We start from the raw sequence: 21627 nt of genomic DNA on the forward strand, positions 1-21627 counted from the left end.
ACCAGCTGATATTATTTAATTTGTAGCTCATTTAAATTGGTTTATTTATAGAATCGTTTAAAGTGAGCAACATAGCTTTATAAAATCACTTAATCTGAGCAACTAATTTGATAAAAGCAATTAATGTGAGCAAGCTGGTTTTTATAAAGTCATTTATTGTGAGCAGAAAATGACGGATAAATGCGAGCAACTACAGTTAATGGGCAGACTTGCTCAATACTATCATTCCTGAGTTGAATTCATCCTCGATAAACTCAAGTCCAAATTCATCTTTGAGAAAACTTATCATTCCATTTTTTAACGTATTATTGCCATGGTATCCAGTTATGATCGATGTTATCTTGGGTTCATTGTTTTGTTTGTGGTAACAAAATAATAGTTTTGCGAAAGCTAATGGAACACCTTGAATATGTGTACCATCACCTGAATGTCCTTCGAAGATTTTATCCATATGCAAATCGATACAATGATTCATTAAGCCAACATTTTTTTTATATATTCCTTGTGTTATCCCTTTATCAATCATGCTTGCGAAATTATCTTTTTCAAGCGGCGCAAGTTGAGCATGTATTTGTGAAAAAGTACTCATGTTACATTTGTTCATTATTTTTTCTAAATACCATATTCCAGTGTCTAATTCCTTTGCCTTAATACATACTTTAATAAAGGCATTGTAAATGGCAACATCAGGCTTGATGCCCCATTGTTGCATTAAGCTGACTGTCGCTGTAGCCGTATCGCCATCGCCCAACACCAATGATTTGGCTTCTGTATAACGCCCCGCTTCAGCGCAGGCCGTCAGCAGATTCAGGCAGGTGATTGAATCTGCCTTTAGTGGTAGATGAGGTGCCATCACAGGCTCGTCACCACACACCAGTTGCCAAGCACTATCAAACTGGCCCGATTTAGCGCACACCGTGATAAAGGCACTGTAAATGGCAACATCAGGCTCGATGCCCCATTGTTGCATTAAGCTGGCTGTAGCTGTATTGCTATCGCCCAACACCAATGATTTGGCTTCGGCATAACGCCCCGTTTCAGCGCAGGCAGCCAGCAAATTCATGCAGGTGATTGAATTTACCTTTAGTGGTAGATGAGGTGCCATCACGGACTTATCACCACACACCAGTTGCCAAGCACTATCAAACTGGCCAGTTTTAGCACATACCGTGATAAAGGCGCTGTAAATGGCACCATTAGGTTTGATGCCCCATTGTTGCATTAAGCTGGCTGTAGCTGTATCGCCATCGGCATCGCCAAACACCAATGACTTGGCTTCGGCATAACGCCCCGTTTCAGCGCTGGCCGTCAGCAAATTCATGCAGGTGATTGAATCTGCCTTTAGTGGTAGATGAGGTGCCATCACGGGCTTATCACCACACACCAGTTGCCAAGCACTATCAAACTGGCTAGTTTTAGCGCATACCGTGATAAAGGCGCTGTAAATGGCAACATTAGGCTTGATGCCCCATTGCTGCATTAAGCTAGCTGTAGCAGTAGCTGTATCGCCATCGCCCAACACCAATGATTTGGCTTCGGCAAAACGTCCCGCTTCAGCGCAGGCCGTCAGTAGATTCAGGCAGGTGATTGAATCTGCCTTTAGTGGTAGATGAGGTGCCATCACGGGCTTATCACCACACACCAGTTGCCAAGCACTATCAAACTGGCCCGTTCTAGCGCATACCGTGATAAAGGCATTGTAAATGGCAACATCAGGCTTGATACCCCATTGTTGCATTAAGCTGGCTGTAGCTGTAACTGTATCACCCAACACCAATGATTTGGCTTCTGCATAACGCCCCGCTTCAGCGCAGGAAGCCAGCAAATTCATGCAGGTGATTTGATTGGCTTTTAAAGGTAAACGGAGTGCCATCACGGGCTTATCACCACACACCAGTTGCCAAGCACTCTCAAACTGGCCCGTTTTAGCACATACCGTGATAAAGGCATTGTAAATGGCAACATCAGGCTTGATGCCCCATTGCTGCATTAAGCTGGCTGTAACTGTAGTTGTATCACCCAACACCAATGACTTGGCTTCTGCATAACGCTCCATTTCAGCGCAGGCAGCCAGCAAATTCATGCAGGTGATTGAATCTACCTTTAACGGTAGGTGAGGTGCCATCACGGACTTATCACCACACAGCAGTTGCCAAGCACTATCAAACTGGCTAGTTTTAGTGCATACCGTGATAAAGGCACTGTAAATGGCAACATTAGGCTTGATGTCCCATTGCTGCATTAAACTGGCTGTATCACCATCGCCCAACACCAATAATTTGGCTTCTGCATAACGCCCCGTTTCAGCGCAGGTCGTCAGCAAATTCATGCAGGTGATTTGATTGGATTTTAATGGCAAATGAGGTGCCATCACGGGCTTATCACCACACACCAGTTGCCAAGCACTATCAAACTGGCCCGTTTTAGCGCATACCGTGATAAAGGCATTGTAAATGGCAACATTAGGCTTGATGCCCCATTGTTTCATTAAGCTGGCTGTAGCTGTAACTGTTGCTGTATCGCCCAACACCAATGATTTAGCTTCTGTAAAACGCTCCATTTCAGCGCAGGCCGTCAGCAAATTCATGCAGGTGATTGAATCTGCCTTTAGTGGTAGTTGAGGTGCCATCAATGGGTTATCACCAAGCACCAGTTGCCAAGCACTATCAAACTGGCCAGTTTTAGCGCATACCGTGATAAAAGCATTGTAAATGGCAACATTAGGCTTAATGCCCCATTGTTGCATTAAGCTGGCTGTAACTGCATCGCCCAACACCAATGATTTGGCTTCGGCATAACGCCCCGTTTCAGCGCAGACCGTCAGCAAGTTCATGCAGGTAATTTGATTGGCCTTTAATGACAAATTAGGTGACATCACGGGCTTATTACCACACACCAGTTGCCAAGCACTATCAAACCTGCCAGTTTTAGCGCATACCGTGATAAAGGAGCTGTAAACGGCAACATCAGGCTTGATGCCCCATTGTTGCATTAAGCTGGCTGTATCGCCATCGCACAACACCAATGATTTGGCTTCTGTATAACGCTCCATTTCAGCGCAGGCCGTCAGCAAATTCATGCAAGTGATTGTATCTGCCTTTAGTAGCAAATGAGGTGCCATCACGGGCTTATTACCACACACCAGTTGCCAAGCACTATCAAATTGGCCCGTTTTAGCGCATACCGTGATAAAGGCATTGTAAATGGCAACATTAGGCTTGATGCCCCATTGTTGCATTAAGCTGGCTGTAGCTGTATCGCCATCGCCCAACACCAATGATTTAGCTTCTGCATAACGCTTCATTTCAGCGCAGGCCGTCAGCAAGTTCATGCAGGTAATTTGATTGGCTTTTAATGACAAGTGAGGTGCCATCACAGGCTTATCACCACGCACCAGTCGCCAAGCACTGTCAAACTGGCCGGTTTTAGCGCATACCGTGATAAAGGCATTGTAAATAGCAATATTAGGCTTGATGCCCCATTTTTGCATTAAGCTAGCTTCAGCGGCATTGCCTAGCACCAATCTTTTGCCATCTGAAAAATTTAGATTCAACTTAATTAATTTCAGTAATAGTATGCATGTTTTCGATTCATAGGACGATTTAAATCGTGTTATGTCACTAAAAACACCGTCGAAATCAGATGAGTGGCTGTTAGGAAAATCGGCGGCTTTGTGTAACAGTTTATGGATTAATCTTATATCCCATGATGTTTCCATGACCCGTTTGTCGTTTTTTAGGGTGTGAATGATTTCAATAAGCTGCGAAAGTTTAGTGCAACCACCAATTAATGCATTTAAATCAATACCCAGTTTATTTTTGCTTTTCTGTCTAAGTTTCCAAGAGTGAATAAGCGCACTGGTCTGAGTAAAAAAGGGATCAGGGGAGGAAGGTGATTGCTGTATTTGCTTGGTATATCGAGTGCTCGATTTTGGAATAATGGAGCGAGATTCAGTTGCAAAGCGTCGGTAAGGATTACTTGACTTCTTACAATAATGAGCCTCTTGTGTACGAGAGTTAAAGCAAGTCGACGATGATTTATTGTTGAAAAAATCATACAGCTTTTGTCTATCGATTTTGCTTAATCTTTGATAACCCTGTTGTAACTCTTCATTATCATCAAACCTTGAAACCTCAAAGTTAAGATAGGATACGGCTTCGCTTGGGTATTCTTGGAGACTTTTGAGCATGAATCTATATATTGATTGTTGCTCAGCAGGTGTGCGCACTGTCGCCATCACATTACTCAATAAGTGAGTGAATTAACAAGCTAAGAAATAACGCACTGAAATGATAAATACAAAATTATTCAGCTTTAAGGCATTCTATAAATGTATAACAGAAAATTATCCACTGCACAGAGGAGCCTTTTGGTAGCTCATAGTTGTATCTCAGACTCAAACAAAAAATAATGGAATTGTGCGTAAATTGGTTTTGCCCCTCCCTTGCTAACTTGGTCAGCTGGCGCATTTCTGTCCAGAAAAAATTTAAGTAACGAAACGCTGAAAACCCAAAAACACAGTATACGACGTTCACAACTGAGCAATAAAATCCGGAATCGTCGCTTCACTGATATCGACAATACTTTTTCGATTTAGGGTGATCTTATATCTCGCATAACGCTTTTCTTGTTCACCATCTCGCACACATATAATGAGATCGATTTGATATCGCCGCTCGACAGGATGTCCGCTTACATGGCCTTCATGCTCGCTGTATACTCTGGCTTTCCCGCGTTGTAAGTGGCTTATAAATGGGATCAAACTGAACTGAACTTGCTCTCGCAAATGAGAATAACCTACCGGAAACTGCTCATTGTACATTTGAGTGTTTATTCGGTAATGCAATAATTTCGACTCAATATTATTTTGGCTACTTCTTCTTGAAAGTGTCGCACTTATGGCTTCTGAAATGTCTTTAGAACGCAGATATTCAAGCCATATAAATTGCTTTGCAATAATGCCCTTAGTGTTAGTGTCAATCAATGTTCGACTCCATTTTGGGCGACCTCGGCGTACCACTCGTAACAGTGTATTCCTTACGTCATTTAAAAATACATCACGTAAACCGTAGATGACCGCCATCACCAACACTAGCATCAAAGTCACATTGCTGAATTCAGCTTTTGCATAAAGTACCATGGCCGTTATCAACATCATCACAAGTGCCATCGAGATCCCTGATGTAAGCTTTTTAACTCCGCCTCCAAGTGGTTTGAGACATTCCTTTAACACCACACCTTGCTGCAGTAAACGCGCTGTCAACAGCATTTTATTTGAAATACGATTTGGATCGGCTAAGGTTTGTTTGGCGTTATATTTACGGTTCATTCTATGCGCGTTTTCATCACGACATAACTGCAATACTTGGTCACTCAAAACACTCTCTGATGCGTCATTTTGTGTTTTTTCGAGAAGTTTTAGCAACTGCTGCTCGCACAACCAAGAAAGGTAATTATCCGCATTATTAAAGTAGGTCTGACGGCGTTTATCATCGGGCTCATTATTACGAAATTGCATCAGTAATAACCTCACCTGCTGGCATAATTTTTCGGTTTCATTTTCAAAAAGTGTTGTGTCATTACTATGATGGATCAGTTGATTAACGTCATTTTCCACCGCGATACCTAGTTGATAGACGAACAGGTTTAAATGCAGTCGAAACTGCTCGACACTATGTTGGTTAAATTGAGTAAAACCTTGTTGAACATTAGGAAGATGCAAACCATCGGCGTAATAAAATCGCCGTCCAATAATCGCGCTATAAAAATACTGCTCTTCGTCTAACGTTTCTGAGCTGATGCCCATTTCTTTCGGAAGGGAAAAAAACAACTCCAATTGCCGATATTGTCCGCGGGTAAATTTTTGATCGATACCAATTGCCAATGAATCCAGTTTCGTCAATTGAACTATCGGCATGTATGGCTTCCATCATTTAGGCAGATAGTCCAAGTCTAGTGCCAGAATTTAGCGCATTCAAATTATCGGAAGGACAGTGATGCAACATCACCAAAAAGCGACGTTTTGGCAACAACCAAAACATCACTTGTGAAGACTTAACTTTGTAGGATTTTTAATGGCAGTGATAATAGCTGATCGCCACTGTCAGCGGTTAACCAAATGATCCCCATAAAGCCAGCAACGGTTAGAGCGTACCATACAGCAGAAAATAACTGCCAGTATTTATCCAACGGCAGTAAATGGCTTTGATGGCGTGCACGCCATTCAAGGACAATTTCAATAGATCCGATGGCAAGCAAAAAGCCGAATAAAGTAAAGCCAAACATATAGCAGATGACAACACCCAACACTGCACCAGCGATACAAATCGATAATCCGACTGAACTGTTCATCGAAAAGCTAATACTTTTAATAATATGTCCGCCATCAAGCGGTAAAATCGGCAACATATTAAAGAGGTTAAGCAACGCACTTAACGAGGCCAGCGCCGCGAAAAAGACATTATCGGTGAGCCAATAGCCCATTAGGCATGCCAATGACATAAACAAACCAAATGTAGGCCCCATAATGGATATCATTACATCTTGCCAGCGTGTATTAATTTTTTCGTCTGTCAGCGCCATGCCGCCCATGAATGGGATTAAATAAAAGCCTTTTGTTTTCATGCCAAAATACTTCATGGCACGAACATGTCCGTATTCATGCACCACCAAGCAGGCAATTAACGCTAACGCAAATTGAAAAGAGAATAACCATGAATACGCTGCTAGGCTCGCACCTGCCAACACCACTTTAATGACTTTGGCGCTTTTTAATAGCTTGAACCCAAGCGAGGCTAACCCCATTAATCCCGGTTTTCTGACTTCCTTCACTGGCGTGACAGGTTGCTGTTGCTCAATATCTTTAGTGTTTCTCTTCCCTTCAAGTTGATGTTGACCATCAACCATCAGCTGGTATTTCAAATCAAACGGTTGCCATTTAACATCAATGTTTAATTCAATCGAAATCGTTTTAGCTTCTTCCTGTTTATTCTCATCTTCGGCCAGCAAAGGAGAAGCCGCGCTCAGTTCAAAATGATGGCTAAATTTGCCTTCATTATTCTCACTGGCAACGTGCTGCGACACCAGTTGATTATCCCAAAATAATTGTTGCCATCCTGCTAAGGAGGCCTCTAAACGTAATTTTTTCCCTAAGCAATCAATATTCAGCAGTTCCATTTATTTCACCCGATTTTGGTAAACTTTGTATTTGTTGTTTTCAGCCACTACATTCACAGTGCCAAAATGTTGGTCGATATCATCGGCATAAGGTAAGTGTCGATTGGCGACAATCTGAAATACGCCATGTTTAAATAATGAATGCGCACTTTCTTTAACGAATTGCTGGGCGATATCTGTTGTTGCAGCTAACCCATCATGAAAAGGCGGATTCGAAATAACTCCGTTAAATTCGCCTTGAATTTGTGCGTAACCATCGGAAGCGTATACCTTAGCCTGGAGATTATTGGCTTGTAACGTCAACTCACAAGATGCCAGCGCCATGGCGTTTATATCAACGCAGTCAATCTCAAGTTCAGGCTGAACTTTTAGCAGTGCCGCAGAAATCACGCCAGCACCGCAACCAAAATCTAATACACGTCCTGAAAACTCAGCTAGATTTTCTAACAATAGTTTTGTGCCTGCATCTAACTGCTTTTGGCTGAACACTCCAACGCAATTACAGATATTAATTTCGCCTTGTGGCGTGGGTAATGAATAAGTAGTCACCCAATCATTGAGATCAAACTTTGGAGCTGGCGCAATCAACTCGGATGCGAATAACAAACAATGCCGTGCATTATCAATTTTTACCGGTGTTGAAAAATACTTAGGGAACTGCTTTGAAAACGACTTTATCCCGCCTTTGTTTTCACCAACAATAAGTACTTGCCCACCAACATCAAGATACTGAGCCGCCAAGGAAAATAAATATTCAGCTAATGGTTTCGCCTTAGGAAAATAAATAACTACTGTGTCAAACTTCGTCTGTGTGGGTAACTGATGAGAAAAGTGCAATGTTAGTTTATCATTTGCAAAGGGTTGCAGTTGCAAATGATGATTAAAATCTAACGCCAGTGCGGTGACATGAGTGGCTGCAGACAATTCACGTCCTAAATGATCTGCTTCGTGGTTTAATAGCAAAACACGCTGATCTGCAATCAATGAGTCGTTGCGTTGAATAATTTGTGATGGGTTGGTAAGCACGTTTTGACAGACCTATAATTGATTAGCCTTCTATTATACTCGGATGGGTGAATTGGTAAAATCAGCTTAAGCAGAATTCGACTCATTGATTTTACATTTAAAGTCCCATCCTCAACGCTAAACTCAGCTTGTCATTGTGTGATTACTTTTCACCATGAGCTTAAACTGCACGAGTGCCATCCAGATTCAAATACCCAAAATAGCAATTAGCTCATGGCAACTTCTGCTTCATCATCCGTTTGATAACGGGTAAAAGCTTGGCAAATATTGTGTTCGCCATTTTGTTTAGCCCGTTTTAAAGCGACTTCAGTATTATCAATAAACTGCTCAAGGGCTTGGTCTTTATGATACGCCGCAATTCCAACACAAATCCCTTCTGCCAGTCCGATATTATTAAGATTATCCACCAACTCAACCGCAAATTGATGTGCTTCATCAGCACTGGTATTAGGTAAGATAATCATCAATCGGCCAACTTGCCATTTCGCCAATTGGTAAGCTTTTGGTAACTCCAGCAGCAAATGCATTTCCACATCTTGTTGCCGCTTTTCAAGCTTATCGATATCACTCATATGACTAAAAACACCTGTTGGTGTAATGTCGATTAGCATCATACTGGAGTGTAAGCGTTTGGTATTATCTAAATGTTCAAAGTAGCGATATACATCTACATAATTGACCAAAACGGCGCTGCGATGAGGGATTTTTTTTAGTTTCTGGCTTCCGTTAAAACCATTATCTGCTGAGGGAATCAAGGTGCAAATCCATTTGTCTGCATCGGCTTCAACGGCCTGATCAATGTGAATATCAACATCATCATAACGCCCTTGCCATTGGCCTTTTAAGCTCAACTGCTGTTGTATGTTTAGCCATTGACTTTCAACTTCTGAGCCCAGCAAGGTTTTCATGTCACTTGATGAGCAACCTTCGCGTTTTAAACGCTCATTAAATTGTTGATTCGTATTGAGCAAGGTACCTTTTGTATCTGTTAATGCTACAGCAACGGCACTATTGGCTAACTGAGTTAATGATTGGTTCTGTTCTTTCACCACGCTCAATTCACTGATATCGTAAAAGGTAACCAGTACATAACGGCATTCTGAATGTTCTCGGCGATGACTGTCTGGTGCTGGAACAATTTGAATATTTAACGCATTACCTCCGTATGGACGTAAATCTATTTCCCCTGTCCAATACATATGCTCATTAAACTGATCCATAATCTTAACGTAACTATCAAATTCTAAATGAAAGATACGCTGCAAACTTCGTTCACTGAGCTCTTCTTTGGAAATATTTAACGTTTTAGCCGCCATACTGTTAGCAGAAATGACTCGGCCTCTATCCGTTGCAATGATATTGCCTTGTTTACCATTAAATAAGCTCTCAACAAGTTCAATATTGTAGAGCTTTGCTCGCCTTTCTAAGCGAAACAAATGGCTTAACAATATCAAAACAATTCCCATCAATGATATGCACACAGCGGCAAAAATCAATAAACTTTTCCAGTGTTCAAACTTAGCTTTAACGTCTTTATCTTGTAAATATGAGACAAGAAAGTAATTGCGCTTAGTTTGATCGTCTGCAGTCAAATCGAGTTTGAGATAAACGAAAGTTGCATTTTGACCATTAAACTGGCCAAATTTGCTCAGCGTAATTTCTCGCCATAGCATCGGATAATTCTGGCTTAAGCTGCTACCCACATCATCGTCGATGGCTTTTTTGATTAAAGATGGCTTGCCACTACTGCCCGCGTAAACCGTTCCCAGCGTATCAAGCATGATGAGTGGCGATTGCTTCATGCCTAAATCTGGACGAATCGACTGTAAAATACGACTCACCGAACTGTAAGTGATCAAAAAGCCACGGTGATTCATATCAGTATTTTCAAGCCAAGCAACTTGATAAAAGTAGGGTTCAAGCACACCATCAATGGGAGCAAAATAGATGGATGAAGTATAAATATCGCTGCTTCCAAGTGACCGTTGACCGCGCAGTATCTTTTGTGGGACTAACTCAAAGGGAAAGTTGTTCGATGTTGATAACAACAATTTTCCACTTGGACCAATTAATGCAATATCAAGCAGTTCTGGAATATTACCTGAAAGATTTAGCCAGTTTCCTATCAACTTTTGTTGACTTTCATCGTTCGATTTTTCTAAGTAATCCGTCAGTACTTCACTTTGAGAAAAAGTTCGGGTACGAAACTCTTGAAATGCTACTTTATCCGATAACAAAGTCCCAAGAGTTTGAAGTTCACTGTATCTTTGAGTCGCCCAATCGTTTTGTAGTCGTCTTTCACCCACGGTTATAACAATACTCACTAACAGTAAAACACCAAGAAGTAACATTAAAATTTGGCTCGCGACGGCCAGTTTACGTTGATATGACCAATGAATGCTTTGACCTGCAAACAAAAGTGATTTTAATTGTGGAATTGAGCCGTGTTTCAACATGAGCCATGCACAGTAAAGCAAACTTATTCACATGGTAACATGAAGGTAATACTCATGGCATCGACGTGAACCGTCAGAAGTTCAAATTAACATCGAGTAGGGTGAGGCGTTAGTGCCCCATCCCTCTCACAGAACCGTACGTACGGGTCTCGTATACGGCTCCTGCTTAATTTTATTCAATTACTTTGTGCTGAGCACATAGCCCGTTCGTACTTCTTCAAGATTGTATAGCCCCATCTCTGCAAACCATTTATTCGGCATTGCATAATGAGAGAGTGGACTACTTGCGTTCTTCCACTTCATCATTTGAATGAACTTAAATGGTGGCTTATAACCAAGTTGCTTAAGTCTGCGGTGTAGCCTACTTGGCTTTTTCGGTAGTGGGCTGAAGCAGTGAATTGATCTATCATCCTAAAAACATCAGTTGAACGCTGAGTATATGAGTAACTGTTTGAGCAATTGGATGATTTTATTATCATGTTTTTCACCCAATGAGTGAAATGCTCTACGCTCACAAGCTTGCTAAAATGGCTGCTATCTTCGTTGTAACTTTTGCAAGTAGAATAACTACTTGCTGCAAGCTACGTCTTAATATCAGCCATTTTTTCTACGCTTGAGAACGCAGTCAACTGATGTTTCTAGGATCATGGTTGCACTCTAGTTTCATTTATTTTAGAGAATATCATGCGTCACTCTGTAGATGTTCAATGCCCTCACTGCCAAAGTACTTCAATATCAAAAGCAGGAAAAAGCCCAAAGGGGCAGCAAAGATATTTATGTACCAACTCTGAGTGCCCGAAAAAACATTCTTACTTCATTATGTTAAGCGTGCTTGGGAAGATGGAGTAAAAGAAACAGCCATTGACATGGTACTTCTTCTTTCTGCCTGTCGGGTTTGCCAGCTTCGCTGGGCAAACAAAAAAGGAGCCGAAGCTCCTTTAATACCAATCCGCCCTAATGTTGTGGTTGCCACCACCAATTAAACAACCAATGGGATCCTTTTTTAATGTCATCAAAAATGACATACAAAGCTGGCATGAGTACCAGTGTCACTAGTGTGGCAAATACAATGCCGTATGCTAATGAAATCGCCATTGGAATTAATATTGCCGCTTGCAGGCTTTTCTCAAGCAAAATAGGTACTAGCCCTACAAAAGTCGTCAGTGACGTCAAAACAATTGCTCTGAAACGTCGGCAACCTGCATCAACGGCTGTCTCGAAAACAGAGATTCCTCTTGCTCTCGATTTATTGATGTAATCAACCAGTACTAACGCATCATTCACCACAACGCCTGATAAAGCTAAAATACCATACCAACTTAAAATACTCAGTGATGCATCATGAACCCAATGACCAAAAATCGCACCTATGATCCCAAAAGGCGCAACAATAAGGATCAAAATAGGTTGCGTGTATGACTTGAGCGGAATCGCCATCAAAGCGTAAATGGCCAAACAAACAAAAATCGCATTGAGTAAAAACTGCCACTTCGCTTCTTGTTCATCTAGGCTAGCACCTGTTAATGAAGTAGTCAGTTTCGGGTATTTTTGTAGCAGCTGAGGTATAAACTCGGCTTGTATTTCACCGACAATTTTTGAAGGCTCAATTTGAGTTTTATCAACACTGGCTTCTACTGAAATCGCTCTTTGCCCATCGGTACGATTGATTAAAGCCATAGACTCTCCAATATCAATCTGTGCAACAGTGTTAAAAGGAACTGTTTCACCTTGAGGCGTGCGGATCATCATATTTTCTAGATGTCCCATCGTCTTACGATGTTCTGCAGGATAACGCACCATCACTTTAACTTCTTCATTATCACGAAGAATGCGCTGGGTCTCATAACCATAAAAACCGTAACGCACTTGACGGGCTAAATCCGATAAGCTCAGTCCTAATGCTTCAGCTTCAGGGCGGATCTGCAAACGAACTTCTTGGCTGCCTGATGATAAATTGTCTCCAATACCATAAACACCCTGATATTCCGCTAATTTGTATTTAAGTTCGTTGGCCGCTTGCGTAAGCTGGTTAAGATCCGTCGACACTAAACTAAAAGCAATATCAGCACCTCCACCAGCAGCTGTACTACCATCAATAGACAGCTTTTTAACACCAACGAATTTAGGGAGTTTCTCTCGCCATGCTTTAGCAATCATGTCAGCGTTCGCTTCTCGGCTTTCCCCTTTAATCAGTTCAGCAAACAAAAAGGCAGAGGTATTCGAGTAAACATCTACCTGACTGTGCGCCAGAATTTGATAACCGTATTCCTGCTCCATTGCGGTATTAACTCGGTACAAAGCATCTTCAATTTCTTGTATTACATCTAACGTGTGCTGCTCTGACGTCCCTTTTTCCATTTCAACATTCACAGAAATAAAGTCAGATGGCAGATTTGGGAAAAATACTTCTCTTACCGCGCCACCGTCTTTCATACCTTTAGCTAAAAAGCCCAAAAGAATAAACAATGCGAGTACAACATAGCGTTGCTTGATGCACACTTTGATGAATGGACGATATTTATCAGAGATAAACGTCATCATACCTTGGTGGAAATTTTGCTTTGTCCGGCCAAATACTGTTTTAGGCGGTCTATTGAGTTTCATGCTCATTTGGGCTAGATGAGCTGGCAGAATTAACTTTGATTCAATCAATGAAAACAGCAAACAAAGGATAATTACCAGTCCTATCGATGATGTTATCGAGCCTAAAAAACCATCTCCCATCAGCAAGGTAGTAAACGCGACCATGGTCGTTAACACGCCAAACGTGGCCGGCATGGCAACACTTTTCGCGCCACTGATCACATTCGAGACAGAATGCCCTTTCGATTCTATCTCGCTATAAACACTTTCACCGATCACTATCGCATCGTCCACAACAATGCCCAGCACCAATAAAAATCCAAATAACGTGATCATATTGATGGATAAATCAAAAGGTTCATGGGGCATTAAAAATATGGCTCCCAAGAAACACACAGGAATACCCACCATGACCCAGAATGCTAACTTTACATCCAAAAAGAAGGCTAATAGTAAAAATACCAACAGAGCACCGTAAAACAAATTCAACAACATCATGTTTAATCTGTCTTTTAAGTAATGGGTTAAATCTCCCCAATAATCGATGCTGACTCCTTTTGGCAGCGTCGCTTGTTTATTATCGATGTATTGACGAACTTGATCGGCAATAGCGATAGCGTTTTGATCATCAACGCTCATGACTTCGATGATTGCCGCAGGCTTAGCGTTAAAGCGCGTATAAAAAAGCCCTTCTTCGAAACCATCCTTGATATCAGCCACCTGTGACAGCATGACTCGGCTACCATCATGACCCGTTCGCACCACAATACGTTCAAAATCATCTTGGGTATAAGCTTGGCTTTTGGTACGAAGTAAAATATCTCCGCCTTGAGCACGAATCGCACCGCCGGGTAGATCTAGTGATGACTTTTGCACTGCTTGAGCGACTTGTTCAAAACTTAAGTTATATTGTTTAAGCTTGCTTTCAGAAATTTCAATGGCCACCTCGTAAGCTGGCGTACCACGCAGGGTTAACTTAGTGATTTCTGGAAAAGCGGCTAAGTCGTCACGTACCGATTTCGTGATTTCTTTTATCTCTTTTTTACTAATGTCTCCGTAAATCGAAACCCAAATCACACTATTGATAGGTTTGATTCTTTGGATAGTCGGTTTTTCAATATTGGCAGGAAATGTGGCAATAGCATCAACGGCAAGCTTTATTTCATCGAGCACTCTAAACACATCGAAGCCAGAACTGACTTCAATATTCACAGAGCCAATACCATCACCGGCAACGGATGATATTTTTTTAATTCCATCGATTTCTTTAATGGCTTCTTCCACTTTTATGACAATGCCATCTTCAATGTCTTGTGGCGCGGCACCGGGGTAGGCAACCGACACTTGAACTTGGTTGATGTCATAAGTTGGCATCATTTCTTTCTTGATCATCACAGCACTAAACAAGCCACCAATGATAATGATCAGCATGAGCAAGTTTGCAGCCACGCTATTATGAGCAAACCAAGCAATCAATCCTTTAGGCTGCTCCATTATCGCTCACCTTGTAATATCATGCCCTGTCCCTGAACTTCGTCCGCTTTATCTCCTAAAATGGAAACTTCTAACCCATTTGACAACTGATTAAACTGAGCCAGCGAAATTCGCTCTCCAGACTTCAAGCTGCCTTGAATGTAAATAAACTCAGTGCCACTTTTGACTATATTCACGTCACGCATCGCAATTTTATTTGCTGCATCGATCACGGCCACTTGATTATCTCGTACCAAATGGCGAGGTAATTTCACCAGTTGTTCGACCTGCTTACCTTGAATTTCAGCGTCCACAAATGTGCCGAATTGCAATGGAAATCGATTTTGATCAAGCATGGCTCTTTGGTAAGGATCGTTAATTTCTGCAACCACATAAAGCATTCGATTTTCGTCATCAATCACGCCTTCACTACGAACGAGTTCAGCCTGCCATTGAAAGGTTTGTTGACCGACAGTACTGGTTAATCGCACGGGCGCATTAGGAGATTGAATAGAGTTGAGTTGAGTCATATCATCAAAACTTACGGGCAGGCGTACTTCGGCAATATCCGTGTTAAATAACTCACCGAGTTCGCTGCCAACCGAAACATACTGACCTAAATCTATGCTTCTTGTTTTCACCAATCCATCGAACTGTGCACGGATAAGCGTACGTTCAAGGTTACGTTTAGCTCGTGCTAATACAGCTTCAGCAGATTTAACATTCGCTTGTTCTCGTTGTAGTTGTGGTAATCGCAATCCTAGAGTTGGAGCACTGCCTTGCTTATAATCTTTAAACTCTACCTTAGCCACTTCACCACGGGCTTTTTCTTCATCCAATGATGCACGAGCTTTTGCAAGTTCAGCTTCAGCCAAAGCCAAGTCAGCTTGATAATCAGACGCTTCAATTCTTGCGAGTACATCACCTTGGCTAACCATTCCACCACTAATAAAAATGGGCTCAACATGAACAATTCGGCCACTGACTTCCGCAACGAGTCGAGTTTTATACTTAGGTTGCACCACACCAAATGAGGCTAAAGTTAGTGCAGACGTTTCAACGTTCACTTCCATTACCTCAACAATGGGTAATGATGGTTTTTGACTTTTTTGCTCTGGGTAGGCTTTTGATTGCGTTAACCATGCATAAATAAACGCGGCAATGACGATGATACTCACAGGTAACAATATACGTCTTAACCATAAACTCAAATTGCTCATAGGGCCTGGCTTTCCTTCTCAAGGCGAAATTCTGATCACGCTACCAGAGTTCATGTAAAATATAAACGCAATATTGTAAATAAATTGTGATAAGTATTCTTGATTTTTTACTAATACTAACAACAGCTTGCACACTTTTTAACCAGTCAAAAAATTGACGAAATTTAAGCTTGTGATTTACTTTATTAAAATCACAAAAAAAGGCCGCTCAAGCGACCTTTTTTGACGATAATAAACCAGCATTACCAATCAAGCTCAAAAAACTATTTTTTAGATTTCTTTTTCTTTGCCTTAGCTTTGGCTTTAATTTTTTCTTTGTTCTTTTTCTTAGCTGGCGCTTTAGCTTCTTTGTTTTTCGGTCTAAGAGTTTCAATCACTCGACGTTTCAGCTTTTGCTCTATGTAACGTTCGATTTTAGCTAAAATGCGCACATCATGAGCTTCAACCAGTGATATTGCAGTACCTTTAGCTCCAGCTCGTGCAGTACGACCAATACGATGAACATAAATGTCTGACGTTCGCGGCATGTCATAGTTAATCACATGAGTGATCCCTTCAACATCAATACCACGGGCGGCAACATCAGTACACAGTAATACATTTACTTCGCCTTTAGTAAAACGCCCGAGCGCCTGAAAACGCTTCTTTTGCTCCATATCGCCGCGCATAAAAGCACTACTGATCCCTGCTTGCTGCAAATGGCCTTCGAGACTTGCTAAACCTTCGCGAGTTTTGACAAACACTATCGCGCGCTCTACTTCTTCAGAATTCAATAAGTGGCACAGTAAATCAAATTTATGCTTTTTATTATCAGCAAGGTGCACCCACTGATGCACTTTCGCTTTTTCACTTCTTGGCGATTCAATCGTTACGTTTAACGGATTGATCAGCAACTCTTCAGCAAAACGCTTAACACCACCTGTTTCTAACGTGGCAGAAAACAGCATGTTTTGTTTTCGGCCTTGCGCTTCAGTAGCAATCGATTTAACGACCGATGAAAAGCCCATATCCAGCATGCGATCAGCTTCATCAATAATCAGGACTTCAACAGCTTCCGCTGAAAACTTACCTTTATCTAAATATTCTAATAAACGTCCCGGTGTTGCGACGAGAACATCATGCCCAACTTCAAGCATTTCTTCTTGTGGCCCATACGGAACACCACCAGTGATAATTCCTATGCTCAGATCAAGCTCTGTGGCCAAATGAGTCGCGTAGCGATGGATCTGACTCGCGAGCTCACGAGTTGGCGATAGTATTAACACGCGAGCGGGTCCTGGAAATCGTCTAGGAAAGTCAATCAAGTGTTGCAACGCCGGTAACAAGAAACTCGCCGTTTTTCCTGTACCCGTTGGTGCCATAGCAAGAATATCGCGCTGCTCTAAAGCTGCTGGGATCGTTTGTTGTTGGACAGTGGTAGCTGACTCATGCCCCATATATTTTAGGGCATCAAGTAAATCATGATCCAGATCGAATTCTTCAAATAGCATGGTAAGGCTCTCGGCATTTATTGGCGGCGCATTATATACCCAAAAGGTGCTGAAGTGCAGACTAAAGTTTTAAATAAAAAGCTTGAGTGAGGACTATCATTGCTTCGCTGTACTCTCCTGTCTTTTCTCGAATGATAAGCGCTGGCATTTCAATAGCAAAACTAATGTTAAACCCTACTTCGAGCAGCACTCTATTCGGCTGTTTTTCTCGAACACTGATGACACGCTGTTGTCGATGTATTGATAACTCCGAATCATTCAGCGCATTTTCGAAGAAACCCAAAGACTCAATTGGCAAAATCAAACTGGCTCGACCCGTTGACTTCAACAAACGTTCGATTTGAGTTAAAAGTACGGTAAAGGTTAATGAGTTTGTGTGCCTAGCTTCAGCGCGTTTTGAGTCTTGAGATTGCGGCCCTGATACAAAGTAAGGTGGGTTACAAATAATATGCTCGAAGCGTTCCTGTTTAGAACCCGTATATTCAGCGGTAAAGACATCAATACTTTGATTGACAATTTTCAGCCGTTCACCCCATGGACTTTTTAGGCAGTTGACTTTGGCAACATCACACGTGGTTGCATCGATTTCAACGCCCACTATCGTAGCTTCACTGCGTTGAGCTGCCATAATACTGAGCACACCGCAGCCTGTACCTATGTCGAGAATACGTTTTGCTGAACTTAAATTAGCCCATCCGCCAAGTACAATAGCGTCAGTGCTAACTCGCATGCCACAATGAGTATCGTCGATATGAAATTGTTTGAAGGTAAAAGGCATGTTTCGAGTATCTGGAAAAATCAAAATTGTACTGATAAAGCAGTGTGGATACCAGAATCTTCAGTAAACTCATGCAATTTTTTCAAAATATTAGACGTGATCATCTACAAAACTATCAATTTTCATATGTTGAAACTGTAGCCAAGTTCACAAATTTCGCTTAAGTTGTATCCATAAAAACAAAATGATCATTAAAAATGAGGCAAAACGTGCAGAACAATCATATGAGTGTTAGTGACACATTCGGTTTAGGTTTTATGACCTTTGCCTTTTTTCTAGGAGCTGGAAACCTGATTTTCCCTCCTTTTGCTGGTTATCTTGCAGGAGAAAACACTAATTGGGCTATGCTCGGTTTTCTCATCACTGCGGTAGGTTTGCCTTTGTCCGGCTTAATTGCGGTTGCAAAAACCAACGGTAATGTCATGTCACTTTTACCGCCTTTTGCTGCAACGGCACTGGCTGTTGCCATTTACATCATTATTGGCCCTGCATTCGCGGCACCTCGAACTGGCCTTGTTGCCTATGAAATTGGCGTAAAGCCATTTATTGACAATGCAACAGCCGTTATCCACATCGGTTCGTTGGAATTAAATCAATCACAAATGTTGTCGACACTTACTTTCTTTACGATTGCCATGTTGCTGTCGTTATACCCAGGAAAGCTTTTGGATAATGTCGGTAAGGTATTGACTCCTGTACTACTGTCTTTACTTCTAATTCTTGGCATTTCGATTTTGATGTTCAATGGTTCTGAACCGGGCAGTGCCATCGGTGACTACCAAGCCAATCCTTTAAGTAAAGGGATCATTGAAGGGTATAACACTATGGATACCTTAGCTTCTTTGATGTTTGGTATGCTGATTATTGACATTCTAAAACGTAAAGGGATCACTGAATCCAAATCACAAACTCGCTACTTAGTACGTGCCGCTATCATTGCAGCGTGTGGGCTTGCGTTTGTTTATATTTCTTTATTTATATTAGGATCTACGGCCGGAGAATTGGCCACAAACACTGAGAATGGTGGCCAAATCCTAACAAATTATGTTGATTCACAATTTGGCTCTGTAGGTTTATTACTGCTCTCCACCGTTGTTTCTTTGGCATGTTTAACCACGGCTGTAGGTCTCATTGTTGCCTGCTCTGAATTTTTCGAAGACTTGGTTCCAAGCTTTAGTTATCGCCCACTTGTTATTGTATTTAGTATTATTTGTGCCACTGTGGCTAACGTAGGTTTAAGCCAATTGATCAGTATCAGCATTCCTGTATTAGTCTCGATTTACCCTGTTGCTATTGCTTTGGTTGCTATTACTTACATCACACCAAAACTTTCCCGTCCAGCATTCTCTCATCGTCTGGTGTTAAGCGTTGCGTTAATATTTGGTGTTATCGATGGATTAGGCGCCGCGGGTGTTAATGTTGACATGTTCGATTTTTTACCTCTATTTGCACAGGGTATGGCATGGGTCATTCCAACCTTAATTGCTATGCTCGTCTGCTTATTTTTGCCAAAAAAGGTATTAACACAACCAGCGTAGTTTTAATTATGCTTGAACATTATGCATGTCAGAAAGTTCTGACATGCATAATGTTCTGAGCTTATACCAATTACAGCAATTAAATGCTCAACTCAGAGCTATGTATGTGCTCAAAGTGCTATCGAAATTGATGAAGACATACTTGTTACCGACAAACAAAACTGTCGTTATTACATTGCTACGTCAAGACAATTTTGAGAAGTACTCTTTATAAACCAAAGTGAGCACATACAAGCTCCCGAAGGGCAAGGCTAAAGGGTTCCATTACTGCGTTACAAGCACTTGAATTACTCCGACAAAAGCACGAAGTGCGTTGAACGCCAGCTTTGTATGGCGGCCGTTAGGCTATATAGTACTTCGAGCTTGTGCCTTGCACTGAAACCCTTTAGCTCTTGCTGAGTGAGAGATTAATTACTGTAATTGGTATTACCCTCAAGATTCAAACTGAACAATTCCTGACACATTCACAAATAACTCAACGTTAAACTGTGTAACAACTAACAACTTCACTATATTTATTTACCTTAATCCTTCAGATGTACGCCCATTTTGTCAAAAGCAATCGTTCCAAGAATTGATATTATTGGTCTTTCCCTTATGGCTTTTGGGTTTATTTTTGGAGCAGGAAATTTAATTTATCCTTCTTTCATTGGATTTCAGTCAGGAAGCGATTTGATTTCATCGATGACTGGCTTTCTTATTTCAAGTAATGGCTTAACCGCACTGGCTTTTATTGCTATCGCAAAAAATCGGGGAGAATTAACTCGCTTTCTCCCTCAACAAATAACGATGATTTTTACTGGGGCAATATTCATCACTTTGGGACCTCTGATTGCTGGGCCAAGAACTGCTCTTGTTACCTATGCCATGTCAATTAAGCCCTTTATTTCTTATTTCTTATTCAGTACTGCTCATTTAAGTTCAACACACTTAAACAGCACGATAGATATTCCTCAAGTAATTTCAATCTTATTGTTTTTCGCTTTGGCCATGTTATTTGCACTTTCACCGGGTAAGTTAATTGATAATATAGGAAAAAAAATGACCCCGATCCTCTTGTGTATCATCAGTGTTATCTGTATTTCAGTGTATTTTTTACCAAACAAACCACTTTTATCAAGTGTAAAAGGCAGTCTGTCCTTTCCTTTTGTTCACGGATTAAAAACAGGCTATGCAACTCTTGATGGATTTTGTGCTCCTGTTTTTGGTTCAGTGTTACTTAATAGCATGAAAGAAAAAGGGCTCACAAATAGACAACAAAGCCATTACTTAATTAAAGCCGCCATTGCCGCTACGATTATTCTCTTGATCATATATGTATCACTATTTTTTGTTGGTGCAAGTGTATCTAACTTAGCCGAGGGAGCCACCAATGGCGGTCAAATTATATCGATTTACACTAAGTTGCACTTTAGCTTTGCTGGAGAATTAATATTAGCGAGTGTGGTATTGCTTTCTTGTTTAACTACCGCGATAGGTTTGATTGTTGCTTGTGCCGAATTATTTGAACAATGGCAGTCATTTTTTTCCTACCATCAATTAGTCATCATTGTAAGTCTGCTATGTGCATTAACGGCAAATATTGGTCTTGATACATTAATGACACTCACAATGCCGGTGTTAACATTTTTATATCCACTCGTCATTTCTATGGTAGCAGTTACTTTGATCCAACCTTACTTAAAACAACCAGCATTAACCCAACAACTTGTCTTTATTGCGGCAACCATTTTTGGGCTAATTGATTGTATAGAAACTTCTGGCTTTCACTTATTTTGGCTTGAAGTAATTCCATATAGCCAACAAGGAATGAGCTGGATATTACCTACTGTATTAACCATTTTCAGCTGTTTAATGCTGCCATCAAAAGAAAATTTACCCGCCTAG

General features: G+C 41.3%; 11 protein-coding genes and 1 pseudogene. 3 read left to right on the forward strand and 9 right to left on the reverse strand.

Annotated elements, in window-relative coordinates; translation table 11 throughout:
* Window positions 1-196: 196 nt before the first annotated feature.
* From E2I05_RS18915 to E2I05_RS18935, 5 genes are all read right to left on the reverse strand, one after another.
* Window positions 197-4237, reverse strand: a complete 4041-nt coding sequence (locus E2I05_RS18915) for a pentatricopeptide repeat-containing protein (protein ID WP_133309807.1) — start codon at window positions 4235-4237, stop codon at window positions 197-199.
* 294 nt (window positions 4238-4531) lie between these two features.
* Window positions 4532-5917, reverse strand: coding sequence for a hypothetical protein (locus tag E2I05_RS18920; RefSeq protein ID WP_121852203.1), 1386 nt, complete (start codon window positions 5915-5917; stop codon window positions 4532-4534).
* Between the two features lie 137 nt (window positions 5918-6054).
* Window positions 6055-7176: a site-2 protease family protein gene (locus E2I05_RS18925; RefSeq protein WP_121852202.1), complete on the reverse strand. Its 1122-nt coding sequence runs from the start codon at window positions 7174-7176 to the stop codon at window positions 6055-6057.
* The gene (locus E2I05_RS18930) at window positions 7177-8202 is read right to left on the reverse strand and encodes a methyltransferase (RefSeq protein WP_121852201.1); all 1026 of its coding nucleotides are present in this window, start codon (window positions 8200-8202) and stop codon (window positions 7177-7179) included.
* Between the two features lie 206 nt (window positions 8203-8408).
* Window positions 8409-10658 carry a PAS domain-containing protein gene (locus E2I05_RS18935; RefSeq protein WP_121852200.1) on the reverse strand — a complete coding sequence of 750 codons (2250 nt, stop codon included), beginning with the start codon at window positions 10656-10658 and terminating at the stop codon, window positions 8409-8411.
* 684 nt (window positions 10659-11342) lie between these two features.
* On the opposite strand from E2I05_RS18935, the pseudogene E2I05_RS23090 reads away from it, so the two are divergent.
* Window positions 11343-11551 (forward strand): annotated as a pseudogene (locus E2I05_RS23090) (IS1/IS1595 family N-terminal zinc-binding domain-containing protein); the annotation flags it as partial.
* Window positions 11552-11612: 61 nt separating this feature from the next.
* Here the strand turns inward: E2I05_RS23090 and E2I05_RS18945 are convergent.
* From E2I05_RS18945 to E2I05_RS18960, 4 genes are all read right to left on the reverse strand, one after another.
* Window positions 11613-14735 carry an efflux RND transporter permease subunit gene (locus E2I05_RS18945; protein WP_121852198.1) on the reverse strand — a complete coding sequence of 1041 codons (3123 nt, stop codon included), beginning with the start codon at window positions 14733-14735 and terminating at the stop codon, window positions 11613-11615.
* A complete protein-coding gene (locus E2I05_RS18950) occupies window positions 14735-15934 on the reverse strand; it encodes an efflux RND transporter periplasmic adaptor subunit (protein WP_121852197.1) in 1200 nt (399 codons plus the stop codon). The genes E2I05_RS18945 and E2I05_RS18950 overlap by 1 nt, the downstream gene beginning before the upstream one ends.
* A 263-nt stretch (window positions 15935-16197) precedes the next feature.
* Entirely contained in the window at window positions 16198-17424 is a 1227-nt protein-coding gene (gene srmB / locus E2I05_RS18955; protein ID WP_121852196.1) for an ATP-dependent RNA helicase SrmB, read from the reverse strand.
* A 61-nt stretch (window positions 17425-17485) separates the two neighbouring features.
* On the reverse strand, window positions 17486-18202 hold the full coding sequence (locus E2I05_RS18960; RefSeq protein ID WP_121852195.1) for a tRNA1(Val) (adenine(37)-N6)-methyltransferase: 717 nt from the start codon (window positions 18200-18202) through the stop codon (window positions 17486-17488).
* Window positions 18203-18426: 224 nt separating this feature from the next.
* On the opposite strand from E2I05_RS18960, the gene brnQ (E2I05_RS18965) reads away from it, so the two are divergent.
* Entirely contained in the window at window positions 18427-19740 is a 1314-nt protein-coding gene (gene brnQ / locus E2I05_RS18965) for a branched-chain amino acid transport system II carrier protein (protein WP_244935399.1), read from the forward strand.
* Window positions 19741-20289: 549 nt separating this feature from the next.
* Window positions 20290-21627: a branched-chain amino acid transport system II carrier protein gene (brnQ, locus tag E2I05_RS18970; RefSeq protein WP_133309808.1), complete on the forward strand. Its 1338-nt coding sequence runs from the start codon at window positions 20290-20292 to the stop codon at window positions 21625-21627.

The organism is Parashewanella spongiae (assembly GCF_004358345.1).
Taxonomy (GTDB): domain Bacteria; phylum Pseudomonadota; class Gammaproteobacteria; order Enterobacterales; family Shewanellaceae; genus Parashewanella; species Parashewanella spongiae.